Source organism: Variovorax glucosi (genome assembly GCF_051216695.1).
Lineage (GTDB): Bacteria > Pseudomonadota > Gammaproteobacteria > Burkholderiales > Burkholderiaceae_C > Variovorax.
Genome location: NZ_JBPJZE010000002.1, coordinates 1204647 through 1228295, shown reverse-complemented (window position 1 = coordinate 1228295; position 23649 = coordinate 1204647). Strand labels below are relative to the sequence as shown.

The 23649-nt window shown below is 64.6% G+C and carries 24 protein-coding genes; 17 read left to right on the top strand and 7 right to left on the bottom strand.

The genetic code is table 11. From position 1 onward, the window contains the following. Positions 1-46 precede the first annotated feature (46 nt). From ACSFA3_RS13955 to gloA, 6 genes are all read left to right on the top strand, one after another. Positions 47-1864, top strand: a complete 1818-nt coding sequence (locus ACSFA3_RS13955; protein WP_435506038.1) for an EAL domain-containing protein — start codon at positions 47-49, stop codon at positions 1862-1864. A gap of 107 nt (positions 1865-1971) precedes the next feature. Further along, positions 1972-3054: a Fe(3+) ABC transporter substrate-binding protein gene (locus ACSFA3_RS13950; RefSeq protein WP_435506037.1), complete on the top strand. Its 1083-nt coding sequence runs from the start codon at positions 1972-1974 to the stop codon at positions 3052-3054. A 14-nt stretch (positions 3055-3068) separates the two neighbouring features. After that, positions 3069-4721: an ABC transporter permease gene (locus ACSFA3_RS13945; RefSeq protein ID WP_435506228.1), complete on the top strand. Its 1653-nt coding sequence runs from the start codon at positions 3069-3071 to the stop codon at positions 4719-4721. Next, on the top strand, positions 4718-5404 hold the full coding sequence (locus ACSFA3_RS13940; RefSeq protein WP_435506036.1) for an ABC transporter ATP-binding protein: 687 nt from the start codon (positions 4718-4720) through the stop codon (positions 5402-5404). The genes ACSFA3_RS13945 and ACSFA3_RS13940 overlap by 4 nt, the downstream gene beginning before the upstream one ends. A gap of 70 nt (positions 5405-5474) precedes the next feature. Next, the gene (locus ACSFA3_RS13935; RefSeq protein ID WP_435506035.1) at positions 5475-6779 is read left to right on the top strand and encodes an amidohydrolase family protein; all 1305 of its coding nucleotides are present in this window, start codon (positions 5475-5477) and stop codon (positions 6777-6779) included. Positions 6780-6862: 83 nt separating this feature from the next. Beyond that, positions 6863-7273, top strand: a complete 411-nt coding sequence (gloA, locus tag ACSFA3_RS13930; protein WP_435506034.1) for a lactoylglutathione lyase — start codon at positions 6863-6865, stop codon at positions 7271-7273. A 26-nt stretch (positions 7274-7299) separates the two neighbouring features. Here gloA and ilvB read toward each other — a convergent pair whose 3' ends face one another. Next, entirely contained in the window at positions 7300-9099 is a 1800-nt protein-coding gene (ilvB, locus tag ACSFA3_RS13925; RefSeq protein ID WP_435506033.1) for a biosynthetic-type acetolactate synthase large subunit, read from the bottom strand. A gap of 64 nt (positions 9100-9163) precedes the next feature. Between ilvB and ACSFA3_RS13920 the strand changes: the two genes are divergently transcribed. Beyond that, positions 9164-9658, top strand: coding sequence for an Lrp/AsnC family transcriptional regulator (locus ACSFA3_RS13920; protein ID WP_435506032.1), 495 nt, complete (start codon positions 9164-9166; stop codon positions 9656-9658). An 11-nt stretch (positions 9659-9669) separates the two neighbouring features. Here the strand turns inward: ACSFA3_RS13920 and ACSFA3_RS13915 are convergent, their stop codons facing one another. The 4 genes from ACSFA3_RS13915 to ACSFA3_RS13900 all read right to left on the bottom strand — a co-directional run bounded on the left by ACSFA3_RS13915 (position 9670) and on the right by ACSFA3_RS13900 (position 13681). Then, positions 9670-10404: a haloacid dehalogenase type II gene (locus ACSFA3_RS13915; RefSeq protein WP_435506031.1), complete on the bottom strand. Its 735-nt coding sequence runs from the start codon at positions 10402-10404 to the stop codon at positions 9670-9672. A 4-nt stretch (positions 10405-10408) separates the two neighbouring features. Beyond that, positions 10409-11044 carry a bifunctional 4-hydroxy-2-oxoglutarate aldolase/2-dehydro-3-deoxy-phosphogluconate aldolase gene (locus ACSFA3_RS13910; protein WP_435506030.1) on the bottom strand — a complete coding sequence of 212 codons (636 nt, stop codon included), beginning with the start codon at positions 11042-11044 and terminating at the stop codon, positions 10409-10411. 129 nt (positions 11045-11173) lie between these two features. Then, a complete protein-coding gene (gene edd, locus ACSFA3_RS13905; protein WP_435506029.1) occupies positions 11174-13012 on the bottom strand; it encodes a phosphogluconate dehydratase in 1839 nt (612 codons plus the stop codon). Between the two features lie 93 nt (positions 13013-13105). Beyond that, on the bottom strand, positions 13106-13681 hold the full coding sequence (locus ACSFA3_RS13900) for an OmpA family protein (protein WP_435506028.1): 576 nt from the start codon (positions 13679-13681) through the stop codon (positions 13106-13108). 99 nt (positions 13682-13780) lie between these two features. Between ACSFA3_RS13900 and ACSFA3_RS13895 the strand changes: the two genes are divergently transcribed. Next, positions 13781-14455, top strand: coding sequence for a gamma-glutamylcyclotransferase (locus tag ACSFA3_RS13895; protein ID WP_435506027.1), 675 nt, complete (start codon positions 13781-13783; stop codon positions 14453-14455). Then, positions 14452-15027: a superoxide dismutase family protein gene (locus ACSFA3_RS13890; protein WP_435506026.1), complete on the top strand. Its 576-nt coding sequence runs from the start codon at positions 14452-14454 to the stop codon at positions 15025-15027. Before ACSFA3_RS13895 ends, ACSFA3_RS13890 begins: the two co-directional genes overlap by 4 nt. Here the strand turns inward: ACSFA3_RS13890 and ACSFA3_RS13885 are convergent. After that, positions 15011-15565: a nucleotidyltransferase family protein gene (locus tag ACSFA3_RS13885; protein ID WP_435506025.1), complete on the bottom strand. Its 555-nt coding sequence runs from the start codon at positions 15563-15565 to the stop codon at positions 15011-15013. The two genes, ACSFA3_RS13890 and ACSFA3_RS13885, sit on opposite strands and share 17 nt — an antisense overlap. A gap of 47 nt (positions 15566-15612) precedes the next feature. Between ACSFA3_RS13885 and pdxH the strand changes: the two genes are divergently transcribed. The 8 genes from pdxH to dnaJ all read left to right on the top strand — a co-directional run bounded on the left by pdxH (position 15613) and on the right by dnaJ (position 22749). Further along, positions 15613-16317: a pyridoxamine 5'-phosphate oxidase gene (gene pdxH / locus ACSFA3_RS13880; protein WP_435506024.1), complete on the top strand. Its 705-nt coding sequence runs from the start codon at positions 15613-15615 to the stop codon at positions 16315-16317. 60 nt (positions 16318-16377) lie between these two features. Continuing rightward, complete coding sequence (asd, locus tag ACSFA3_RS13875; RefSeq protein WP_435506023.1) at positions 16378-17229, top strand: archaetidylserine decarboxylase; 852 nt, start codon at positions 16378-16380, stop codon at positions 17227-17229. 7 nt (positions 17230-17236) lie between these two features. Beyond that, on the top strand, positions 17237-17623 hold the full coding sequence (locus ACSFA3_RS13870; RefSeq protein WP_435506022.1) for a winged helix-turn-helix transcriptional regulator: 387 nt from the start codon (positions 17237-17239) through the stop codon (positions 17621-17623). Positions 17624-17713: 90 nt separating this feature from the next. Next, positions 17714-18064 (top strand): FKBP-type peptidyl-prolyl cis-trans isomerase, encoded by a 351-nt coding sequence (locus ACSFA3_RS13865; protein WP_435506021.1) that lies wholly within the window; start codon positions 17714-17716, stop codon positions 18062-18064. Between the two features lie 141 nt (positions 18065-18205). Further along, positions 18206-18724: a hypothetical protein gene (locus ACSFA3_RS13860; protein ID WP_435506020.1), complete on the top strand. Its 519-nt coding sequence runs from the start codon at positions 18206-18208 to the stop codon at positions 18722-18724. Between the two features lie 106 nt (positions 18725-18830). Then, a complete protein-coding gene (grpE, locus tag ACSFA3_RS13855) occupies positions 18831-19415 on the top strand; it encodes a nucleotide exchange factor GrpE (RefSeq protein ID WP_435506019.1) in 585 nt (194 codons plus the stop codon). A gap of 125 nt (positions 19416-19540) precedes the next feature. Then, entirely contained in the window at positions 19541-21499 is a 1959-nt protein-coding gene (gene dnaK, locus ACSFA3_RS13850) for a molecular chaperone DnaK (RefSeq protein WP_435506018.1), read from the top strand. A gap of 104 nt (positions 21500-21603) precedes the next feature. Further along, complete coding sequence (dnaJ, locus tag ACSFA3_RS13845) at positions 21604-22749, top strand: molecular chaperone DnaJ (protein WP_435506017.1); 1146 nt, start codon at positions 21604-21606, stop codon at positions 22747-22749. On the opposite strand, the gene ACSFA3_RS13840 is transcribed toward dnaJ, so the two are convergent. Next, positions 22746-23633 carry a metal-dependent hydrolase gene (locus ACSFA3_RS13840; RefSeq protein WP_435506016.1) on the bottom strand — a complete coding sequence of 296 codons (888 nt, stop codon included), beginning with the start codon at positions 23631-23633 and terminating at the stop codon, positions 22746-22748. The genes dnaJ and ACSFA3_RS13840 overlap by 4 nt on opposite strands. Positions 23634-23649 lie beyond the last annotated feature (16 nt).

The window sequence follows — 23649 nt, the reverse complement described above, 5'->3', positions numbered from 1 at the left end:
TCACAGGCTTGGAGGCGTCTTCCGGCCGTCACACGACGACGGCACCATGCGCGCGATGCACACATCCCAGCGACCGCCCCTGCGCGCGGTCGAACCGCGGCATCGCGGCCCACTCCGGCACCTGATGGACGGCGGCGGACTCCATCCGGTGTTCCAGCCTCTGGTGCGGCTGAGACAGGGCGAGGTCTTCGGCCACGAGGCGCTGATCCGCGGGCCGGCGGGCAGCGCGCTTCACATGCCCGCCGAACTGCTCGACGCCGCTGCACGCGAATCCCTGCAGATCGAGTTCGAGCTGCGTTGTGTAGATGCGGCGCTGGAAGCCTGGGGCCGACTGGCCCAACCGGGCAGGCTCTTCGTCAACATGAGCGCCGATGCACTTTCTCGCTGCACGCTCGGGCTTGCGCCCTGCCTTCTCGAACGCATGCTGAACCGCGCGCAGGTCGCGTCGCGCGTGCTGGTCGTGGAGCTCACCGAACGCGATCCGTCGACCGACATGGTCGCGCTGAAACGCGCCATCCACATCGCGCACACGATGGGCATCCATATCGCGCTCGACGACTTCGGCGACGGTCATTCGAGCCTGCGCCTGTGGGCGGAGCTGAAGCCGGACTTCGTGAAGATCGACAAGTTCTTCACCCGCGCCATCGCCACCACCAGCGAGAACTTCGAGATGGTGCGGGCGATACGGAGGATCGCCGAGGCTTTCGGTACCGAACTGGTGGCCGAAGGCATCGAGACCGGCGACGACCTGCGCGTGCTGCGCGATCTCGACGTCGGCTATGGGCAGGGTTACTTCCTCGGCCGCCCGATGCCTGCGCCCGTCGATGCACCGCTGGCCGCCGCCGTCGATGTGCTCGTCGACGGCAGGATCGCGGTGATGCCGACCCCTACCGCGCAGGCGCGTTCGGGTGCGCTGCGCGGCTTCCCGATCGTGCAGGCGCCGGAGATCCATCTCACGACCACCAACGACGAGGTCGCTGCGCTGTTCCAGCGACGGCTCGATCTGCATGCGGTCGCCGTGGTCGAGGACGGACGTCCGGTCGCGCTGATCAACCGGCAGGACTTCATGAACGAATACGCACGCCTGTATTTCCGCGAGGTGCACGGGCGCCGCTTCGCCATCGATTTCGCCAACCGGTCGCCGCGCATCGTCGAGCTGGATCACGACGTCGAGGAACTGATCGGCATCCTGACCTCCGACGACCAGCGCTACCTGAGCGACGGCTTCATCATTACCGACGCCGGCCAGTACCTCGGGCTGGGCACCGGCGACCGGCTCGTCCGCGCCGTCACAGAGACGCGGATCGAAGCCGCGCGGCATGCCAACCCGCTGACCTTTCTCCCGGGAAACATCCCGATCAGCCTGCACATCGGCCGGTTGCTGGCGAGCGGCAAGGGCTTCGTCGCTTCCTACATCGACCTCGACCACTTCAAACCGTTCAACGACCGTTATGGCTATTGGCGAGGCGACGAGGTGATCCGCAAGGTCGCCGAGATAGCGAAGGCGAATTGCAACGCCAGCCACGACTTCATCGGCCACGTCGGCGGCGACGACTTCATCGCGCTGTTCCAGAGCGATGACTGGGAGTCCCGATGCCGCCGCACGATCGACGAGTTCGCGCGGCACGCCGCCAGCCTCTACGACGAGCCGGACCGCCTGGCTGGCGGCATCGATGCGGAAGACCGGCACGGTACGCGGCGCCGCTTTCCGTTCATTTCGCTATCGATCGGGTCGGTCAGGGTGGCGCCGGGTTCGCTGCATCGAACAGAAGACGTGGCGAATGCGGCGGCGCTGGCGAAGCGGGAGGCGAAGATGGCGGCGTCCGGCATGGCGGTGCTGTCGACGTTCGCCAGCGACAAATAAGTCCCTGCTGCGTAGGGCCATCGAACCGGTTGCAACCGGACCGAGTTGATAATTATTCGCATCGGCTTGCCCGACCAGAATCGTTTCAATCCCGGAGACCTTCCCAAATGACCGACCGCCTTCGCGCGACCGGGCGCGCACTGCGAGCCCCTTCCCTTGCCATCTCCGCTGCTGCTTCCGTTTGCGTCGCCGTGGCCGCGATGTCTGCCGCCACCGCAGCGCATGCCGCCGAAGAACTGACCCTCTACACGACCCGCGAACCGGCGCTGATCCAGCCGCTGATCGCCGCCTTCTCCGCCCAGAGCAAGGTCGAAGTCAAGACCGTATTCGTGAAGGACGGTCTGCTGGAACGCGTCAAGGCCGAAGGCGCGCGTTCGCCTGCCGACGTGCTGATGACGGTCGACGTCGGCAACCTGCTCGACCTGGTCGAAGGCGGCGTGACGCAACCGGTGAAATCGGCTGCGCTCGAATCGGCCATTCCGGCCAACCTGCGCGGTGCGGACGGCCAGTGGTTCGCGCTCTCGATGCGCGCCCGCGTGCTGTATGCAGACAAGGGCCTGGCGATCAGCAACTTCCGTTACGAAGACCTGGCCGACCCGAAGTGGAAGGGCAAGGTCTGCATCCGCGCCGGCCAGCATCCCTACAACACGGCGCTGGTCGCATCGCTGATCGCGCATGACGGCGAAGCCAAAACCGAGCAATGGCTGCGCGGCGTGAAGGCCAACCTGGCCCGCAAGCCGACCGGCGGCGACCGCGACGTGGCGCGCGACATCCTCGGCGGCATCTGCGATGTCGGCCTGGCCAATTCGTACTACGTCGGCCAGATGAAGTCGTCGAAGGAAGGCACCGATTCGCGCAAGTGGGGCGATGCGATCAAGGTGATCCGTCCGACCTTCGCGAATGCCAAGAGCGGCGGCACGCACGTGAACATCAGCGGCGCGGCGGTCGCGAAGAGTTCGCCGAACAAGGCGAATGCGGTCAAGCTGCTGGAGTTCCTGGTGTCCGAACCCGCCCAGTCGCTCTACGCGGAAGCCAACTACGAGTACCCGGTGCGCAAGGGCGTCGCGCTCGATCCGATCATCGGCCAGACCATCGGCGAACTGAAGGTCGATCCGCTGCCGCTGACCGAGATCGCGAAGTACCGGAAGCAAGCCAGCGTATTGATCGACAAGGTCGGCTTCGACAAGTGATCTAGGTGATCTTCATGCCGCGCGGCTTGCGCGCGGCCGGACCTCTCTGGCGTCTCGCGACGCTGCTCGTGGCTATCGGCGTCCTGGCGCCGGTGGCCACTTTGGCGTGGCTGGCGCTCGGCGCGGACGTTTCGCACTGGGCGCATCTGTTCAGCTACGTGCTGCCCGATGCGGCGCTCAACACCGCGCTGTTGCTCGCCGGTGTCGGCACGCTGGTTCTGCTGATCGGCACCGGCTGCGCCTGGCTGGTCAGCAGCACCGATTTTCCCGGCCGACGCGTGCTGCACTGGGCGCTGCTGCTGCCGCTGGCGATGCCGACGTACATCGTCGCCTTCGCGTACCTCGACCTGCTGCATCCGATCGGTCCGATACAGGGCGCGATCCGCTGGATGCTCGGCTACGACAGCCCGCGCCAGTTCCGGCTGCCGGACCTGCGCTCGATGGGCGGCGCGATCTTCGTGCTCGGCTTCGTGCTCTACCCGTACGTCTACATGACGGCGCGCGCCATGTTCATGACGCAGCCGGCGCATCTGATGGAAGCCGCGCGCACGCTCGGTGCCGGGCGTTTCGGCGCATTCGCGCGCGTCGCGCTGCCGCTGGCGCGACCGGCCATCGCGGTGGGGCTGAGCCTGGCCTTGCTGGAGACGCTGAACGACATCGGCGCATCCGAATTCCTCGGCGTCAACACGCTGACGGTGGCCGTCTACACGACATGGATTTCGCGCTCCGACCTCGCGGGCGCGGCGCAGATCGCCTGCGCGATGCTGGTCGTCGTGATCGCGCTGGTGATGCTGGAACGCCATGGCCGCAAGAACCGCCGCTACGGCTCCGCACAACGCATGCGCGCCATGCAGCCGCGGCGCCTTCACGGTGCGGCTGCATGGGCGGCGACCTTCGTCGCCACCTTGCCGGTGCTGATCGGCTTCGTCGCGCCGGCTGCGTATCTGGTCTGGGAAACGATCAAACGGCTGCGGCAAGGACACGGGCTGTCGCAAGGCCTTGTCGCCAGCCTCGGCAACACGCTGATGCTGGCTCTCGGCGTGACGGCTATCGCGGTGAGCGTCGGCCTGGTGGTCGCATGGACGGCGCGCAGTACCGGCTCGATGCGCAATCCTGCACGCTGGCAGGCGCGGGTCGCGATGCTTGGTTATGCCCTGCCCGGCACCGTCCTGGCGATCGGCCTGCTCACGCCCGCGCTGGCTTTCGATGGTTGGCTGGCCGGCCTGCTGAGCCTGCCGGGACTGCCGCTGATGGGCCTCGGCGTGGTACTGGTCGTGGCCTGCACGATCCGGTTTCTCGCGATGCCGGTCGGCGGTATCGAAGCGGGCCTGGCCCGCATTCCGCCCGCGCTGGAAATGGCGTCGCGCCTACTCGGCGAGCGCCCTTCCGGCACCCTGCGACGCGTGCATCTTCCGCTGCTGCGCCCGGCCATCGCAGCCAGCGCGCTGCTGGTCTTCGTCGATGCGATGAAGGAACTTCCCGCCACCCTGCTGCTGCGGCCGGCGAACTTCGACACGCTGGCAACCTGGCTGTATGCCGAGGCCGCGCGCGGCACCTACGAGGAAGGTGCCATCGCGGCGCTCGGTATCGTGCTGGCCGGACTGCTGCCGGTCGTGTTGCTGGCGCGGACATCCGATGTCTCCAAGGATTCGATCGTCACGACATGACCACCGCACTGCAGATCCAGGACCTCCGCCTCGCCTACGACGGCCCGCAGAAGACCGTCACCGTTGTCGACGGCTTCTCGCTTTCTCTCGCAGCGGGGAGCATCGGCTGCCTGCTCGGACCGTCGGGTTGCGGCAAGACGACCGTGCTGCGCGCCATTGCCGGTTTCGAGCCGGCTCGCGCGGGACGCATCCGGCTCGGCGAAACGGTGCTGTCCGGGACGGGCATCCATCTGCCGCCGGAGAGGCGCCGCGTCGGAATGATGTTCCAGGAGTACGCGCTGTTTCCGCATCTCACGGCAGCGCAGAACGTGGTTTTCGGATTGCGCCGCCTGCCGCGTTCGGAGCAGCAACGGCGCGTTGCCGAATTGCTGGCGCTCGTCGGACTCGCGGAAGCGGGCGGGCGGCATCCGCACGAACTGTCCGGCGGACAGCAGCAACGCATCGCGCTGGCCCGCGCACTGGCGCCCTCGCCTGCGCTGCTGCTGTTCGACGAGCCGTTCTCCAATCTGGACGGGGCGATGCGGGAACGCCTTTCTGCCGAGGTGCGCGACATCCTGAAGCAGGCGCGGCAGACTGCATTGCTGGTCACGCACAACCATGTCGAGGCGCAGACGATGGCGGATCGGATCGGCGTGATGGACCGCGGGCGTCTGGTGCGGTGGGACGCGGTGGAGCGGCGTTAACCCGCATTGCAGGGTCCGCGCGCCCGGGCTTGAATCTGCAGCTTCATCGAGAACAACAAGAGGAGACAGCATGAACAGCAACTGCGATCGCAGAAACTTTCTTGTCGGAGGCGGCGCACTGGCCGCGATCGGCGCGATCGGCGCCCTCGGCACATTGCCGGGCATGGCACACGCGGCAATGGGTCCGAACGAGAAGTTCGACCTGCTGCTGCGCAACGCCGACGTCCTGGACCCCAGCCAGAACCTCCGGGGCAAACGCGACATCGGCATCCGCTACGGGAAGATCGAGGCGATCGAAACCAGCATCGGCCCCGAGCGCGCAAACCGCGTGATGGACGCCGGCGGCAAGCTGGTGACACCCGGCCTGATCGACCTGCATGCGCACACCTATCCCTACGGCTCCGCCATCGGCATACCCGCCGACGAACTCATCGCGCACCAGGGAACGACGACCGTCGTGTCGGCCGGCGATGCGGGAGCCAACAACATCGCCGCTTGGCGACGCTTCATCGTCCCGGGCGGACGCACGCGCCAGTTTGCCTTCGTCCATATCGCCGTCGCCGGCCTGGCCGGTTTTCCGGTGCCGGAGCTCTACAACATCGACTACGCGCAGGTCGACGCAACCGCGCGCGCCGTCGCCGAGAACGCCGACATCGTGCTCGGCGTCAAGGTGCGCATGAGCGAGAACGTGATCGCGAAGCACGGCGCCGAGCCGCTGAAACGCGCGATCCAGGCTTGCGAGGCGTCGGGCGTGCCGGCGAAGGTGATGGTGCACATCGGCGGCGTGTCGGACCGCGCGCTGATGTCGCAGATCCTCGACCTGCTGCGTCCGGGCGACATCCTGACGCACGCCTATTCGGGCGCACCGAACATCGGCGGCGAATTCACGAACATCGTGCAGGACGGCAAACTCCTGCCTGCAGCGCTCGCGGCCAAGAAGCGCGGCGTGGTCTTCGACGTGGGTCACGGCGGCGGCAGCTTCGACTACACGGTGGCGGAAGCGGCCATCTCGCAGGGAGCGCCGCCGGACACCATCTCGTCCGATGTGCACGTGTTCTCGGCCAACACGCCGGGCCAGCCCTATCTGCCGTGGGTCATGAGCAAGTTCCTGCACATGGGGTATTCGCTGTCGGAGGTGGTGGCGATGGCGACGGAAGCACCGGCAAAAGTGATCGCGCGCGTGCCGAAGCTGGGCACGCTGCAGATCGGAGCGCCTGCCGACATTTCGATCCTGGACCTGGTCGAGGGGCCGGTGGCCTTCGTGGACACGAGAAACAACAAGCGCGAAGGAAAAGCGTTCCTGAAACCGCTCGCGACGATCACGGCCGGGGTTGCGAACGGTAGGCCGTACCAGGCACCGTTTTCCGTGCGGTGAGGTTTTAGAACACCTGCGTCAGCGCCGACAGGCCACCAGATCGAAAATCAACGCTTGTTTTTAAAGTTCAACCACGGACCCCCATGAGACTCCTCCACACCATGCTCCGCGTCGGCGACATGCAACGCTCTGTCGATTTCTATACGAAGGTGCTCGGGATGCAGGTGCTGCGCACCTCCGAAAACCCCGAGTACAAGTACAGCCTCACCTTCGTGGGCTATGAGAACAATCCGGCACAAGCCGAGATCGAGCTCACCTACAACTGGGACACCGACAGCTACGAGCTCGGTACCGCCTACGGCCACATCGCGCTCGGCATGCCCGACGTCTACGCCGCCTGCGAGAAGATCAAGGCCGCCGGCGGCAATGTTTCGCGCGAGCCCGGCCCGGTCAAGGGCGGCACCACGGTGATCGCGTTCGTGACAGATCCGGACGGCTACAAGATCGAATTGATCCAGCGTGCCGACGAGGCAGGTGGCGGCGGATTGCGCTGAACGCCGCGGCTCAGCCGCTCAGTTGCTCAGTCACCTTCGTACCAACGGTCCTTCGCCAGCATCACCCGGTGGTGCCCCTGCCCCGACGGCATCATCGGGAAACAGTTCTCCTGAGCTGCGACCTGAACGTCCAGGAAAAACGGACCGTCGTATGCAAGACATTCGGCCAGCGCGGCGTCGAGCTCGGACGGGTCCGACACACGGCGCGCGCCCCAGCCGAAAGCCTTTGCCAAGGCCACGAAATCCGGCAGCGCCTCGTTCCAGCTGTGGCTCAGGCGATTGCCGTGATTCAGTTCCTGCCACTGCCGCACCATTCCCATGTAGCCGTTGTTGGACAGCACCAGCTTGACGGGCGTGCGGTGCTGCATGGCGGTCGACAGTTCCTGGATGTTCATGAGCACCGACGCATCGCCGCTGACGCACACGGTGAGCGCGCCGGGGTTGCCGATCTGTGCGCCGATGGCGGCCGGCAGGCCGTAGCCCATCGTTCCTGCACCGCCGGACGTGAGCCATCGACGCGGATTCTCGAATCGCAGGTACTGCGCGGCCCACATCTGATGCTGTCCGACATCGGTCGAGACGATGGCGTCGCGGCCTTCGAGTCGACGCTGCAGCGTGGTCATCAGTTGCTGAGGCAGGATGGCATCGGTGCGATGCGGAAAGTCCAGGCAGCGCTGCGCACGCCAGTGCCCGATGCGCTGCCACCACGGCGCCAGGCGTTCGGCCGCAAGACCGTCGATTTCCGGCATCTCCAGCAGCGCGCCGAGCACCGCGCCGCAGTCGCCGACCATCGGCACATCGACCTTCACCACCTTGTTGATGCAGCTGGGGTCGATGTCGATATGGATCTTGCGGGCATGCGGACAGAATTCGTCGAGCTTGCCGGTCACGCGGTCGTCGAAGCGCGCGCCGACGCAGACGACCAGATCGGCCTCGTGCATCGCCAGATTGGCCTCGAGCATGCCGTGCATGCCGAGCATGCCGAGAAACCGCGGATCGGATGCCGGAAAGGCGCCGAGCCCCATCAGCGTGAGCGTGCACGGCGCGTCGAGTTGCCTGACCAGCCGGGTGAACGCGGCGCAAGCGTCCGGACCCGCATTGATCAGGCCGCCGCCGCCATACAGCACCGGACGGCGTGCAGTCGAAAGCAGATCGGCGGCGCGCTGGAGCATGCCGCGCGGAGGCAGCTTCGCCAGCGCGATGGCCGAGTCGCGGCGAGTCGTTGCAGGCGACACCGGAGCGGTGGACGATTTCCCGCGACCCAGCGGCATCAGCTGAAGGTCTTTCGGCACATCAAGCAGCACCGGACCCGGCCGCCCGGACGCAGCGATGTCGAGCGCACGTCGCACGAGTGCCGGAATGTCGTCCGCCAGGCGCACCTGCCGGTTCCATTTCGTGACCGGACGCGACATCCCCAGCGCATCGCTTTCCTGGAACGCGTTGGTGCCGATGACCGCCGTCGCGACCTGTCCGCTGATGCACAGCACCGGGATCGAGTCGCTGATCGCGTCCAGCAATCCGGTGATCGTGTTGCCGACGCCCGGTCCCGAAGTGACGAGCACGACGCCGACCCGTCCGGTGCTGCGCGCGTATCCCTCCGCCGCGTGGACGGCGGCCTGTTCGTGGCGCACGAGGATGTGGCGCAGTCTGGGTTCGCCGTGCAAGGCGTCGTAGAGCGGCAATGCGGCACCGCCGGGGTAGCCGAAGATCGTGTCAATACCGCATTCGACCAGTGTGTCTAGAAGTGCCTCGGCACCGTTGCGCTGGCGCGGTGCTCGGAGGACGATATCGGCGGAAGGCGCGTGCGAAGTCTGAATTGATTGCATGCGTTGATTCTTGGGTTTTTCGTCCAGAAAGTGCTTCGTTCTTTGGATCACAATCGTGTCTCTCATGAAAACCAGTCGCCCAAAACAACATTCAGACGAAGAATCTTTCGACAAGACCGACATGGCCATCTTGCGCGCATTGCGGCAGGACTCGAGACGCACGCTGCAGGACATCGGCAGCGACGTCGGGCTTTCGGCCACGAGTTGCTGGAGCCGCATCAAGAAACTGGAAGCGCATGGCGTCATCAAGCGCTACACGGTCGACCTCGATGCCGACAAGCTCGGCTATCACGACTCGGTGATCGTGCAGGTCACGCTGGAAAGTCACAACGACGAGACGCTGTATGAGTTCGGTCGCGCGCTGGCGACCATCCCGGAAATCCAGGAGGCCTACCTGGTATCAGGCGACTACGATTACTACATCAGAATCGCCGTGCGCGATACGCGCGACTACGAACGGCTGCTGCGCGAGAAGCTCTACAAGATTCCCGGCATCCGCCACAGCCAGTCGCATTTCGTGTTGCGGGTGCTGAAGGAAAGCAGCATTCCGCTGGACTGATCCGAAAGCGTTCAACAACCCAGAAGGTCGGCGAGCGCACAAATGTCGCGCGCATGCAGCGTATTGCCTGGCTGCGGCGACACATCTTTCGGCAAACGGCGGCCGCGCTCGTAGGGGCGCTCTATATATGCAGTCTGCAGGCCACACGCCCGGGCGGCCGCCAGATCGTCCTCGTGCGCTGCGGCGAGCATCACCTGCTCGGCCGGCACGTCGAAAACCGCCGCCACCCCCAGATAAGTTCGCGGATCGGGCTTGTAAGCCTTGAAGACCTCGGCCGACAGGATGCAGTCCCAGGGCAAGCCGGCGTTCTTCGCCATGTCGGTCAGCAAACCGATGTTGCCGTTCGACAGCGTGCAGATCGTGTACTTCGTCTTCAGCCGCGTAAGACCTTCGACTGCGTCCGGCCACGCCGGCAGCCGGTGCCATGCCTTGTTGAGTTCGCGCTTGGCCGGTGCATCGAGATGGATCACGCCGAAGTCGCGCAGCACCTGATCGAGGATGCGCAGGTGCAGTTCGTCGATCAGAACGAAAGCGCCCTCGCCTTTCGGTGCCTTCGCGAGCTTTGCCATCACATCGCGCATCGCAGGCTGATAGCCCGCGCGCCATGCCAATGCGAAGGCGCTGCCATCGACGCCGGGCAACCGGCGCTCCACTTCGGCGGCAATGCCCGAATGCCAGTCGACAACCGTTCCGAAGACGTCGAAGGCGATGACTTTCAGGGTGCTCGTGTCCAGCGGTCCGGGCATCGGGTCAGCGTGCCAGTTGCGTGGCTTCGCGCGCCAGCTGCGTGATGCGTGCCCAGTCGCCGGCCTGGATGGCGTCGGTCGGCACGATCCACGATCCGCCGACGCAGGCGACGTTCGACAGCGCCAGGAAGTCCGGCGCGTTGGCCAGGCTGATGCCGCCGGTCGGGCAGAAACGCACGTCGCCGAACGGACCCTGCCACGCCTTGAGCATCGCCAGTCCGCCGGCCTGCACGGCAGGGAAGAACTTGAGTTCGGTGTAGCCGTCTTCCTGCGCCATCATGATTTCGCTGCCTGTCGCGACGCCCGGGAGCAGCGGCAAGCCGAGCTCGCGGCAGGCATTGCCGACCGCGCTGGTGTAGCCGGGGCTGACACCGAATTTCGCACCGGCGCTCAACGAGGCTTTCGCATCCGCCACCGTGCGGATCGTGCCAGCACCGGCCACGGCTTCAGGCACTTCGCGCGCGATCGCCTCCATGCAGGCCAGCGCCTGCGGCGTGCGCAACGTCACTTCCAGCATGCGGATTCCGCCAGCCACCAGCGCGCGCGCCAGCGGCACGGCATGGGCAACGTCGTGCAGCACGATCACCGGAATCACCGGCGCATCGCGCATCACGTCGAGGGCTGTCATTTTTTCACTCATCTCAATGCTCCAGATCGTTGTCATGGCCGGGAGCACCGTGGAACGGGCTTTGCCCGGCCACCGGTGCTGCCCCCGGCGAGGGGGTTGGCGAAGCGACACGAAGTGCGCGAAGCCTGGAGGAAAGCCAGGTCAAAGCCATGAACAGGCTCCTTCTTCGGCGGTTAGAGCATTTCGGCGCATACCAGCAAACAGTTCGCGGCCCAGGCCGTGGCCGTCGGCCGTGCGTTGATCTTCGGGCATCGTCGCGGTTTCGCGCGCGGTCCATTCGTCTTCGGAAATCAGAACGGCGAGCGTGCCGGCGATGGAATCGAGTCGGATCAGGTCGCCGTCGCGCACCTTCGCCAGCGGACCGCCGGCTGCCGCTTCGGGAGACACATGGATGGCGGCCGGCACCTTGCCGGATGCACCGCTCATGCGCCCGTCGGTCACCAGCGCAACGCGGAAACCCTTGCCCTGCAGCACCGAGAGCGGCGGCGTGAGCTTGTGCAGTTCGGGCATACCGTTGGCCTGCGGACCCTGCCAACGCACGACGCAAATCACGTCGCGGTCGAGTTCGCCAGCGGTGAAAGCTTTCTGCAACGCCGCCTGCGAGTCGAAAACACGTGCGGGCGCTTCGACGATATGGCGGTCGTCCGGCACCGACGACACCTTGATCACGCTGCGCCCCAGATTGCCGCTGAGCAGCTTGAGCCCGCCGCTGGCGCTGAAAGGCGACGATACGGGACGCGCCACGGCATCGTCCTTCGACGGCGCAGCGACATTCCAGCGCAGCACGTGCTCCGCCGATGCATCGCCGTCGAGCACCGGAATGCTCGCAAATTCGCGGATGCCGCCAGCGCGCACGGTCAGCACGTCCTCGTGCATCAGGCCGGAATCGACCAGTTCGCCGATCACGAAGCCCGGACCGCCTGCATGCTGGAACGCGTTGACGTCGGCGCTGCCGTTCGGATAGACCCGCGTCAGCAGCGGCACCACGTCGGACAGCTGGGAGAAATCGTTCCAGTCGATCAGGATGCCGGCGGCGCGCGCCACCGCGACCCAGTGGATCAGGTGATTGGTCGAACCGCCGGTTGCGAGCAACGCCGACATCGCGTTGACGATGGCACGCTCGTCGATCATTTCACCGATCGGCGGGCATTTGAAAGCAGCCTCGGACGCCTTGCCGAGCACGGTGCGGACCGCCTCGCGCGTGAGCGCCTCGCGCATCGAATCGCCTGGCTGGATGAAAGCCGTGCCGGGCACGTGCAGGCCCATCGCTTCGAGCAGCATCTGGTTGCTGTTGGCGGTGCCGTAGAAAGTGCAGGTTCCCGGTGCGTGATAGGCGGCCATTTCGGCTTCCATCAGACCCTGGCGACCGACCAGACCCTGCGCCGCCTGTTCGCGGACCTTGGATTTGTCGTTGTTGGACAGGCCCGAAGGCATAGGGCCGGCCGGCACGAAAACCGTCGGCAGATGACCGAAGTGCAACGCGCCGATCAGCAGGCCCGGCACGATCTTGTCGCAGACGCCGAGCATCAGCGCCGCATCGAACATGTCGTGCGTCAGTGCAATGGCGGTGCCCATCGCGATCACGTCGCGGCTGAACAGGCTCAATTCCATGCCGGGCGTGCCCTGCGTGACGCCGTCGCACATCGCAGGCACCCCGCCCGCAACCTGCGCCGTGGCGCCGAGGCGCCGGGCCTCGTGCTTGATGATGTCCGGATAACCCTGGTACGGCTGGTGCGCCGAGAGCATGTCGTTGTACGCGGTGACGATGCCGATGTTGGGCGCGCGCTCGGCGACGATCCGAAACTTGTCGTTGGCCGGAATGCCTGCGACGGCATGCGCGACGTTGGCGCATCCCATGCGGTCGGAGCCCCGGTCGCGTTTCGCGATCTCGGCCAGACGCTGCAGGTAGAGACCGCGTGTCTTGCGGCTGCGCTCGCGGATGCGCTCGGTGACTTCGCGGACGGTGGAATGTGGGGTCATGGGTCCTGTCGCTTTGTTGAATGGTAACAAGCGGGCGTGAAAAAAGCCCGGTCGATGCCGGGCTTCTTCACTGTGCTGGAAGGCGATGCCCGCTCAGTCGAGCAGCTTCACTTCCACGCGACGTGCCTGGGCGTCGCTGCCGGTGCCGGTGCTCACGGCCGGCTTCTGCAGGTCCACCTTGTCGGCAGGCGTTCCGAGGCCGATCAGCACGTCGCGCACGGTTTGCGCGCGTAGCTTGGCCAGTTCTTCGTTGATGGCCCGATCGCCGGTCGTGTCGTGGAAGCCGGAAACCTGGGCCCTGCGGCCGCCTTCGACGCCCTTGATGACCGTCGCCAGCGCTTCGGCGGCGCCGGGCGCGAGATCGGCGCTGCCGGTCGCGAAGTAGAAGTTCACGATGCCGTTGGCGACGCTGATGCTGGCGCCTTCGGGGATCACGACGGAAACGGTTTCGGTTGTGACGATCACCCCCGCAACACCCGGCGTCACCGGAACGCCGCCGACCACCACCACCGGGCCGGCAGCCGCTGCAGCAACCGGCGGCGCCGTTCTGGCGATGCCGTACTTGTAGACAGCCACACCGACGACGGTGAAAACCACCAGCGCGATGATGGCGAAAAGGAATCCGAGGGCGAAGCGCTGTTGACTGTCTTCGTCGTTGCTGGATGACATCCGATGATCTCCGTAAGAATTTGAACTGAAAAGGGGACGTTGAATAATGGGTGGGTGATCCATAACCGCGAAATTGTAGGGGCCCGGGACCCGCAACCCATGCTCGACCGAACCATCGAAGAATGGGGCGGTCGCGAAGATCTCTGGCTTTTCGGCTACGGATCGCTGATCTGGCGTCAGGAATTCGACGCGGTCGAAAGCCGTCCCGCGCGCGTGCACGGCTGGCACCGCGCACTCAAGATGTGGAGCCGGGTCAATCGGGGCACTGTCCAGAACCCCGGGCTGGTGTTCGGCCTGTTGTCAGGCGGCAGTTGCCAAGGGATGGTTTTTCGCGTGCCGGCTGCGGCCGGGCTCGAGACGCTGGGCCGTCTGTGGCTGCGCGAGATGCCGACCGGCATCTACGATCCGCGCTGGCTCGATTGCGTGACCCCGGGCGGCCGCGTGCGCGCGCTGGCATTCACGCTGTCGCGCAAGAGCCCGAACTTCACCGGCGTGCTGACCGACGACCGCTACTGCGAAATCTTCGGCAGCGCGACCGGTCGCTACGGCACGTCGATCGAGTACGCGCGCCTGACCTTCGAGGAATTGCAGCGCCACGGCATCCATGACCGGGCGCTCGGACGATTGATGCGCCTCGTCGAGGGCGATCAGCAATCGAATTCCGCATTGGCGGTCTTGACCGACGGGAAGCCGGCATGCGCGGTGTTAAACATTAACAAGCCTGACGGTCCGGGTTCCGTTGCGCAGCCACCTCCAGAAGAGAACAAATCATGATCCAGATCACATCTCGCGCGGCCCGTCTGGCCGTTCCCGCTGCACTTGCATTGCTTCTGGGCGCCTGCGCCGGGACCGGTACAGGCTCCGGCATGCGCATGAACAGTGGCGCAGCGCCGGGAGCAAAGGCGGTACTCGCGCCGACTGGCGCAATCACGCCGAATCCCACCAGCGGCACGGTGACCTTCGTCGCGCTTGAACACGGCGTACGCGTGGCAGGCGAAGTGCGCGGCCTCGTTCCGGGCAGCGAGCACGGCTTCCACATCCACGAAAAAGGCGACTGCGGCAACAACGGCGAAGCGGCCGGCGGTCACTTCAATCCGGCCGGCGGCACGCACGGCAAGTACGGCACGCCGGGCAGCCATGCCGGGGAATTGCCCAGCCTGGTCGCGGATTCAAGCGGCGTGGCACGCTTCCAGGTCGACGCGCATTCCATCTCGCTCACCGAAGGCGCAGCGAACAACGTGATCGGCCGCGCACTCGTGGTTCATCGCGACCGAGACGATCTGACCACGCAACCGTCCGGCAATTCCGGACCGCGCATCGCCTGCGTCGTCATCGCGAAGAGCTGACCCATAGCGTTTCGGCTGCAGCAAGGTCGGATAACGTGTCGATGTCGGTGATGACGCCGAAGTCGCCGATTTCTAGATCGCAGACTTTCCCGGCGGCACGCAGCGTCTTGAGTACGGATGCTGCTCCGGATTCGCCGCCAAGCGATCGCAAGGCGTGGCCATTGCCGGCTGCAAATCCGACAGGGTGGCCTTTCGCGCCTTTGCAGGCGGGTTGCACGGCCTGCCAGCTTCCCTCTCCGAGCGCTGCTGCCACGCGTTGCAAGGTGGCGGCACTTGTCAGCGGAAGATCGGCGGGCAATATCAGCCAGCCATCCGCATCGGGTGTCGCGCGAACTGCAGCAGCGATCGAATCGCCCATGCCGGGATGACCCGCGTCCTCGATATGCCAGGGCAGACCGCTTGCACGAACGGCGTCGAGCGTGCGTTCGCGGACCGAACGCCCGGCGATCAGCGCATCCAGTTTGTGCACAGTCCCGCCGGACGCCCTGAAACGTTCTCCACGGCCTGAAGCAAGCACGATGACAGTCGGCAATTTCATCGTTCGAGTATCTCGCTGCGACTACCCCGATACCCCACAATTCCCTCATGACCGATCCGCAACATCCCACCGAAGTTCCCTCCAATGCCGCGCTGGGCGACCTCGGCGCACTGCGCAAGAGCTACGAACGTGCAGAACTCGACGAAGTCCGCAGCGCAGCCGATCCGCTCCTGCAATTCGAGCGCTGGCTCGCCGAAGCCATCGACGCGAAGCTGCCGGAACCCAACGCAATGACGCTCGCCACGGTCGGCAGCGATCTGCGGCCATCGACCCGCATCGTGCTGATAAAGGGCGTCGATGCGCGCGGCATCGTCTGGTACACCAACTACGAAAGCCGCAAGGGCCACGAGATTGCCGGAAATCCGTATGCCGCGCTGCAGTTCCACTGGGTAGAACTGGAGCGCGTGGTGCGTATCGAGGGGCGTGTCGAGAAGGTCGACGCGGCCGAGAGCGACGCCTATTTCGCGAGCCGTCCGCTCGATTCGCGCATCGGCGCCTGGGCCAGCCCGCAGAGCGAAGTGATCTCCGGCCGCGACGTACTGGTCAGGAATGCCGCGATGGTTGCTGCCCGCTATCTGCTGTCGCCGCCGAGGCCGCCGCAATGGGGCGGGTATCGGCTGGTTCCGGAGCGCTGGGAATTCTGGCAAGGTCGGAAAAGCCGTCTGCACGACAGGTTGCGCTACCGACACGCCGCTGCCGGCGAGTCCGATGCCGTATCGGCACCGTGGATCCGCGAACGGCTTGCTCCCTGACACGTTCGTGCGACTACTTCCTAGAATGCCCGCTCCCACCGCTTCTGCCATCATCATCCTGTGTCCGATCGTCTTCCCGTCCTCCCCCAATATGTGATTCCCAAGCAGGCGCTGACCTCTTTCGCCGGCTGGGTGGCCGGAAAAGAGCGTGGCGCCGTGACGACCTGGATCATTCGTCGCTTCGTCGCCAAATATGGCGTCGACATGGGCGAGGCGCTCGAGAGCGACATCTCCCGCTATGCCAGCTTCAACGAATTCTTCACGCGCGCGCTCAAGCCCGGCGCCCGGCCGATTTCCTCGGCCGCGCTGATTTGCCCGGTCGATGGCGCCGTAAGCCAGTTCGGAAAAATCGACGGCGACCAGATCTTCCAGGCGAAGGGCCACAGTTACAGCACCACGGCGCTGGTTGGCGGCGATGTGGCGCTGGCGGCGAATTTCGCGCACGGCAGCTTCGCGACGATCTATCTGAGCCCGAAGGACTACCACCGCATCCACATGCCGTGCGATGGACGCCTTCGCCGGATGATCTATGTGCCGGGCGACCTGTTTTCGGTCAATCCGACGACCGCGAGAGGCGTACCGGGCCTTTTTGCTCGCAACGAGCGCGTGGTCTGCGAGTTCGACACGGCGCGCGGACCGTTCGTGCTGGTTCTGGTCGGCGCGACCATCGTGGGCAGCATGGCGACCGTCTGGCAAGGCGTGATCAATCCGCCGCGCGGCGGCAGCGTGCGCGAGTGGCGCTACGACGACCAGGACATTTCACTTAAAAAAGGGGATGAGATGGGCCGGTTCCTGCTCGGATCGACGGTTGTCATGCTTTTCCCGGCGCCGGCGCTGCGTTTCGCGAACGGCTGGGCGCCTGCGCGTCCGGTACGGCTGGGCGAGCCGATGGCCGAATACATCGCCCGATGAGCATCCCATGAGCGCCAAGGAAAACGCTGCGATCAATCAGCTGCTGGCGTTGCTGGAAGCACGTTACGCGCTGCGCGTGCTCTGGGCACTTCGCGACGGCCATGCGCAGACTTTCCGGCTGCTTCAGGACAGCGTCGGCAACATCACGCCCAACACGCTAAATACGCGCATCAAGGAATTGCGCGAAGCCGGCGTCGTGAGTCACGGCAGCGACGGTTACTGCCTGACGATGAGCGGCCAGGATCTGCTCAAGCGACTGTCCGACCTGCAGGCCTTCGCAGCCAAATGGCAAGGCAGCCAGGCAAAAAAGGCAGGCATCGCGGCACAGGCCATCGGCGACGAGGTTGCCACGGACGAGCCGGCCATGAACGCCCACAGCACGGCGTCACTTTGACACCCGTGCATCGGCACGGCCATTTCAGGCGTCGTTAAACTCGCCGCCTTCGATTCATTGACAGCTTTTTACCTAGACCAAGGAGCGCTCATGCCAACCACCCCTTCCGGCCTGCAATATGAAGACACCGTCGTCGGCGACGGCGCCGAAGCCAAAGCCGGCCAGCACGTGCATGTGCACTACACCGGCTGGCTCTACAACGACGGCGTCCAGGGCGCCAAGTTCGATTCCAGCCGCGACCGCAACGACCCGTTCGCGTTTTCGCTCGGCGCCGGCCAGGTCATCAAGGGCTGGGACGAAGGCGTCGCCGGCATGAAGATCGGCGGACAGCGCACGCTGGTCATTCCGGCATCGCTCGGCTACGGCGCACGCGGCGCCGGCGGCGTGATTCCACCGAACGCCACGTTGAAGTTCGACGTCGAACTGCTCGACGCGCACTGAGCGAACGCGCCTTCAAGCGCGCTCTGCTCCTGAAGGCCTGCAATCCTCTGACGAGATTGCAGGCCTTTTCTGTTTCGGACTGCTCCTAGCGAATCTTCCTTTCGGCCAAATTTAATCTGGTCGATTTCCACAGGAGCATTCATGACCATCCCTATTTCGACTTCGAGCGTCTCGCGCGTCCACGATCTGACGACTCGCAGAACCGAAACTGCGCAGACGACCGCTTTGCAACGCCCGCCTGCCGGGTTTACCCGCACACAATCTTCCGAGAAAACGGAACCCGCCGCGCGTCTCGGCATGAAACCGCATCCGATCGCCGTACCGATGACGGGTAAGCGGACGTTGAGCGACGCACAGCTGAACGGCATGGGCGCCGAAATCCTGCAGCTCTACAAAGACAAGATCATTGCGTCCGGCGGACGTCGACTTGCTTTCAACGGGGAGCCGAAGTGGAGCATCAGAGGCGCCGACATAGAAAACCTCGTCATCCACACTTCAGAGGGGCTGATTCAGTTACGTCCCGATGGCTCGCCCACGCGGAACGTCGCCCTTCCCATAGAGTCCTGGAGCGGGCTGGAGAACGGTTTGAAAAGCGTGCTGGCCCTCTTGCAAGAGCTTGAAAAGCCAAAGACCAGACCCGCAGGCGCCATGCCGCTCTGACCCAGAGGAATCGACCGCACCTTCGCTTTTTGTTCTTGAAACACCGGCAGACATCCCCAATTGGCCTGCAATCGTCACTTCTTGTCCGATTTACTCGCCATAGAACATGTCAGCACCAATTCATCCAGAATCTTCCGCCACGAATTTGAACGCGCTCCACGGCGATCCGAGCCCTGAGGAGCTAGAGGCCGCGCAGGCAGCCAACGAGGCCGATGCTCAGACCGAACTGGTCGCGCTTCAGGCCGAGTTTGCCGCGCTGCAGGCGAAGAACGTGGAACTTGCCGATCAGTACGTGCGCGCGCAGGCCGACGTGCAAAACGCTCGCCGCCGTGCCGACGAGGACATCACCAAGGCCCGCAAGTTCGCGGTCGAAGCGTTTGCCGAGAGTCTTCTTCCGGTGACCGACAGCCTCGAAGCCGGTCTGGCCATCAAGGACGTGACGCCGGAACAAATCCGCGAAGGCGCCGAAGCCACGCTTCGTCAGCTGAAGAGCGCGCTCGAACGCAACAAGGTCATCGAGATCGCACCGGCCGCCGGCAGCAGGTTCGATCCGCACCAGCACCAGGCCATTTCGGTCGTGCCGACCCCTGGCCAAGATGCCAATACGGTCGTCTCCGTGCTGCAGAAGGGTTACACCATCGCGGAACGCGTGCTGCGCCCTGCCCTGGTCACCGTCAGCTCACCCAACTGACATCGTCGCGGGAAAAACTGCGCACAAGAAACCCACAGGAAATCCACGCTTCATACCTTGAATCGCGCCGGGTTATCCACAAGTAAAAAACAATCAAACTTTCGCATTCAGGAGCTTAGAAAATCATGGGCAGAATCATCGGCATCGACCTCGGCACGACCAATTCTTGCGTTTCCATCATGGAGGGCAACACGACCCGCGTGATCGAAAACTCGGAAGGCGCTCGTACCACGCCTTCGATCGTGGCTTACCAGGAAGACGGTGAAGTACTGGTCGGTGCCTCGGCCAAGCGTCAGGCCGTCACGAACCCGAAGAACACGATCTACGCCGTCAAGCGCCTGATCGGTCGCAAGTTCGAGGAAAAGGAAGTGCAGAAGGACATCGACCTGATGCCCTACACCATCACCAAGGCCGACAACGGCGATGCATGGGTGGAAGTGCGCGGCAAGAAGCTCGCACCGCAACAGGTCAGCGCCGAGATCCTGCGCAAGATGAAGAAGACTGCCGAAGACTATCTCGGCGAGCCGGTGACCGAAGCGGTCATCACCGTGCCAGCGTACTTCAACGACAGCCAGCGTCAGGCCACGAAAGACGCCGGCCGCATTGCCGGCCTGGACGTCAAGCGGATCATCAACGAGCCGACCGCTGCCGCTCTGGCCTTCGGCCTGGACAAGCACGACAAGGCCGATCGCAAGATCGCCGTGTACGACCTGGGCGGCGGCACCTTCGACGTGTCGATCATCGAGATCGCCGATGTCGACGGCGAGAAGCAGTTCGAAGTGCTGTCGACCAACGGCGACACCTTCCTGGGCGGCGAAGACTTCGACCAGCGCATCATCGATTTCATCATTGCCGAGTTCAAGAAGGACCAGGGCGTCGATCTGGGCAAGGACGTGCTCGCACTCCAGCGCCTGAAGGAAGCTGCGGAGAAAGCCAAGATCGAGCTGTCGAATGGCGCGCAGACCGACATCAACCTTCCCTACATCACCGCCGATGCGTCGGGCCCGAAGCACCTGAACATCAAGCTCTCGCGCTCGAAGCTCGAAAGCCTGGTCGACGAACTGATCGAACGCACCATCGCGCCTTGCCGCACGGCCATCAAGGATGCCGGCGTGAGCGTTTCGGACATCAACGACGTGATCCTGGTCGGCGGCATGACCCGCATGCCCAAGGTGCAGGAAAAGGTGAAGGAATTCTTCGGCAAGGAACCGCGCAAGGACGTGAACCCCGATGAAGCCGTGGCCGTCGGCGCCGCGATCCAGGGCCAGGTGCTTTCCGGCGACCGCAAGGACGTGTTGCTGCTCGACGTTACACCGCTGTCGCTCGGCATCGAGACGATGGGCGGCGTGATGACCAAGATGATCGTGAAGAACACGACCATCCCGACCAAGTTCGCGCAGACCTTCTCGACCGCCGAAGACAACCAGCCGGCCGTGACGATCAAGGTGTTCCAGGGCGAACGCGAAATCGCGTCGGGCAACAAGGGCCTCGGCGAGTTCAACCTCGAAGGCATCCCGCCGGCATCGCGCGGCACGCCACAGATCGAGGTCAGCTTCGACATCGACGCGAACGGCATCCTGCACGTCGGCGCCAAGGACAAGGGCACCGGCAAGGAAAATAAGATCACCATCAAGGCGAACTCCGGCCTCAGCGAGGAAGAGATCCAGAAGATGGTGAAGGACGCCGAGCTGAACGCGGCCGACGACAAGAAGAAGCTGGAAATCGTCCAGGCCCGAAACCAGGGTGAAGCGATGGTCCACAGCGTGAAGAAGTCGATGGTCGAGCACGGCGACAGCCTCGATGCGGGCGAGAAAGAAAAGATCGAAGCCGCGATCAAGGACGTCGAAGAAGCGCTCAAGACCGAAGACAAGTCGGCGATCGAAGAGAAGACCAATACGCTGATGACCGCGAGCCAGAAACTGGGCGAAAAGATGTACGCCGAATCGCAGGCGGCTGCCGGCGCAGCGGGTGCCGCGGGTGGTCCGGGTGCTGGCGGCCAGTCCGGCCCGAGCGCCGGTTCATCGAGCGCTCCGGCCGACGACAACGTCGTCGACGCCGAAGTCAAGGAAGTCAAGAAGGGCTGATCGCCCCGCTTTAACCGAGGCTGGACCACCTGCAGAGGTGATCCAGCCTTTTCCGTTTAACGTCTCGCCCTATCTGACGACCCCGACGACCACGACGACCGACCATGGCCACCAAACGCGACTATTACGAAACCCTCGGCGTTCCAAAGAATGCGAGCGAGGAAGAGATCAAGAAGGCTTATCGCAAACTCGCGATGAAGCATCACCCCGACCGCAACACCGGAGACTCCGCCAAGGAATCCGAGGCAAAGTTCAAGGAGGTGAAGGAAGCCTACGAGATGCTCTCGGACGCACAGAAGCGCGGCGCCTACGACCAGTACGGCCATGCTGGCGTGGACCCGAACATGCGCGGCGGTCCGGGAGCCGAGGGCTTTGCCGGCGGCGGATTTGCGGAGGCGTTCGGCGATATCTTCGGCGATGTCTTCGGCGGCGCGCGCGGCGGTCGGCAGGCCAGCGGCCGGCAGGTGTTCCGCGGCAGCGACCTGAGCTATGCAATGGAAGTCACGCTCGAGGAAGCGGCCGAGGGCAAGGATGCCCAGATCCGCATACCGAGCTGGGACGACTGCGGCACCTGCAGCGGCACCGGGGCAAAGCCCGGCACCAAGCCCATCACCTGCACGACCTGTCACGGCCAGGGCGCGGTCCAGATGCGCCAGGGCTTTTTCAGCGTGCAGCAGACCTGCCCGCAGTGTCACGGCACCGGCAAGATCATTCCCGAGCCATGCACCGTCTGCAACGGCCAGGGAAAGATCAAGAACAACAAGACGCTGGAAGTAAAGATTCCGGCCGGCATCGACGACGGCATGCGCATCCGCAGCACTGGCAATGGCGAGCCGGGTACGAACGGCGGCCCGCCGGGCGATCTCTACATCGAGATCCGCCTCAAGAAGCACGAACTCTTCGAGCGCGACGGCGACGACCTGCACTGCGTCGTGCCCGTCAGCATGACGACGGCGGCACTCGGCGGCGAAATCGACGTGCCGACGCTAAAAGGCGCTGCTGCGATCGACATCCCGGAAGGCACGCAGAGTGGCAAGCAGTTCCGTCTGCGCGGCAAGGGCATCAAGGGCGTGCGGGCTAGCTACCCCGGCGACCTGTACTGCCACGTGCGTGTCGAGACGCCGGTCAAGCTCACCGAGCACCAGCGCAAGGTGCTCAAGGAGCTGGACGAGTCCTTCAAGAAGGGTGGCAACAAGCACAGCCCGACCGACAAGGGCTGGTTCGACAAGGCCAAGGAATTCTTCAGCTAGAAGCTGAATGCCTCGCCCGGCTGGATCGCCAGCACCCTGACCGATGAAGAGGTGCCCAGCGCCTCGACGAATTGCGCCGGCGTGCCGGTGAGTTGCGGATTCGTTCCGTAATGCATCGGCAAGGCCATGCGCGGCTTGATGAGGTCGCGTGTGGCCATCGCGGCATCGGCAGGGTTCATCACGAACTGCCCGCCGCCGATCGGGATCAGCAGCAGGTCCGGTTTGTACATCTCGCCGAGCAGGCGCATGTCGCCGAAGACACCCGTATCGCCCATGTGCCAGATGCGGAATCCGTTCTCCATTTCGATCACGAAGCCGCACGGTTCGCCGCCCACGTGGGTTTCGTCCTTGCCGGTCGCTTCATTGCGCCAGAGCAGCTCCGAGCTGTGTTCCGCCCGCGTCATGGTGATGCGAACGCCGCCCGGACCGAAAGGCGTGATGCTGCCGCCCTTGTTCATGCGGTTCGCCATCGGCGGCGGCAGGATGCCCAGCGTCTGCATCGACTGCGACAGGCCTGCGGGACCCCACACCGGCGCGTTGTTCAATCTGGACAGCGCAGGCGCGTCGAGGAAGTGATCGGTGTGTGCGTGCGTGACGAGGATCAGATCGACCTTGCCCAGCGCTGCAAGATTCTTGTAGGCCGGCGGGGTCTTCGGATTGGCTGTGAGGTATGGATCGATCACGATGACCTTGCCGGTCGCCGTGGTGATCCTGAACGCCGACTGCCCGAGCCACAGCACCGAGACCTTGCCGGCGACTGCGGGACCGGGATTCGCGGTTGCAACAGGCGCACCGCCCGTCATGGCGCCGGGCGTCGGCCCCGTGGCACAAGCGGCAAGACTGCCGGCGAGAACGACCACTGACAGTAGTTTCGTGAACTTCATTACGTCATCTCCAAAT

Excerpts from the sequence above, each read along its gene's own strand:
- ACSFA3_RS13955 (WP_435506038.1), top strand. The coding sequence starts at position 47 with ATGCGCGCGATGCACACATCCCAGCGACCGCCCCTGCGCGCGGTCGAA.
- ACSFA3_RS13950 (WP_435506037.1), top strand. The coding sequence starts at position 1,972 with ATGACCGACCGCCTTCGCGCGACCGGGCGCGCACTGCGAGCCCCTTCC.
- ACSFA3_RS13945 (WP_435506228.1), top strand. The coding sequence starts at position 3,069 with ATGCCGCGCGGCTTGCGCGCGGCCGGACCTCTCTGGCGTCTCGCGACG.
- ACSFA3_RS13940 (WP_435506036.1), top strand. The coding sequence starts at position 4,718 with ATGACCACCGCACTGCAGATCCAGGACCTCCGCCTCGCCTACGACGGC.
- ACSFA3_RS13935 (WP_435506035.1), top strand. The coding sequence starts at position 5,475 with ATGAACAGCAACTGCGATCGCAGAAACTTTCTTGTCGGAGGCGGCGCA.
- gloA (WP_435506034.1), top strand. The coding sequence starts at position 6,863 with ATGAGACTCCTCCACACCATGCTCCGCGTCGGCGACATGCAACGCTCT.
- ilvB (WP_435506033.1), bottom strand. The coding sequence starts at position 9,099 with ATGCAATCAATTCAGACTTCGCACGCGCCTTCCGCCGATATCGTCCTC.
- ACSFA3_RS13920 (WP_435506032.1), top strand. The coding sequence starts at position 9,164 with ATGAAAACCAGTCGCCCAAAACAACATTCAGACGAAGAATCTTTCGAC.
- ACSFA3_RS13915 (WP_435506031.1), bottom strand. The coding sequence starts at position 10,404 with ATGCCCGGACCGCTGGACACGAGCACCCTGAAAGTCATCGCCTTCGAC.
- ACSFA3_RS13910 (WP_435506030.1), bottom strand. The coding sequence starts at position 11,044 with ATGAGTGAAAAAATGACAGCCCTCGACGTGATGCGCGATGCGCCGGTG.
- edd (WP_435506029.1), bottom strand. The coding sequence starts at position 13,012 with ATGACCCCACATTCCACCGTCCGCGAAGTCACCGAGCGCATCCGCGAG.
- ACSFA3_RS13900 (WP_435506028.1), bottom strand. The coding sequence starts at position 13,681 with ATGTCATCCAGCAACGACGAAGACAGTCAACAGCGCTTCGCCCTCGGA.
- ACSFA3_RS13895 (WP_435506027.1), top strand. The coding sequence starts at position 13,781 with ATGCTCGACCGAACCATCGAAGAATGGGGCGGTCGCGAAGATCTCTGG.
- ACSFA3_RS13890 (WP_435506026.1), top strand. The coding sequence starts at position 14,452 with ATGATCCAGATCACATCTCGCGCGGCCCGTCTGGCCGTTCCCGCTGCA.
- ACSFA3_RS13885 (WP_435506025.1), bottom strand. The coding sequence starts at position 15,565 with ATGAAATTGCCGACTGTCATCGTGCTTGCTTCAGGCCGTGGAGAACGT.
- pdxH (WP_435506024.1), top strand. The coding sequence starts at position 15,613 with ATGACCGATCCGCAACATCCCACCGAAGTTCCCTCCAATGCCGCGCTG.
- ACSFA3_RS13870 (WP_435506022.1), top strand. The coding sequence starts at position 17,237 with ATGAGCGCCAAGGAAAACGCTGCGATCAATCAGCTGCTGGCGTTGCTG.
- ACSFA3_RS13865 (WP_435506021.1), top strand. The coding sequence starts at position 17,714 with ATGCCAACCACCCCTTCCGGCCTGCAATATGAAGACACCGTCGTCGGC.
- ACSFA3_RS13860 (WP_435506020.1), top strand. The coding sequence starts at position 18,206 with ATGACCATCCCTATTTCGACTTCGAGCGTCTCGCGCGTCCACGATCTG.
- grpE (WP_435506019.1), top strand. The coding sequence starts at position 18,831 with ATGTCAGCACCAATTCATCCAGAATCTTCCGCCACGAATTTGAACGCG.
- dnaK (WP_435506018.1), top strand. The coding sequence starts at position 19,541 with ATGGGCAGAATCATCGGCATCGACCTCGGCACGACCAATTCTTGCGTT.
- dnaJ (WP_435506017.1), top strand. The coding sequence starts at position 21,604 with ATGGCCACCAAACGCGACTATTACGAAACCCTCGGCGTTCCAAAGAAT.
- ACSFA3_RS13840 (WP_435506016.1), bottom strand. The coding sequence starts at position 23,633 with ATGAAGTTCACGAAACTACTGTCAGTGGTCGTTCTCGCCGGCAGTCTT.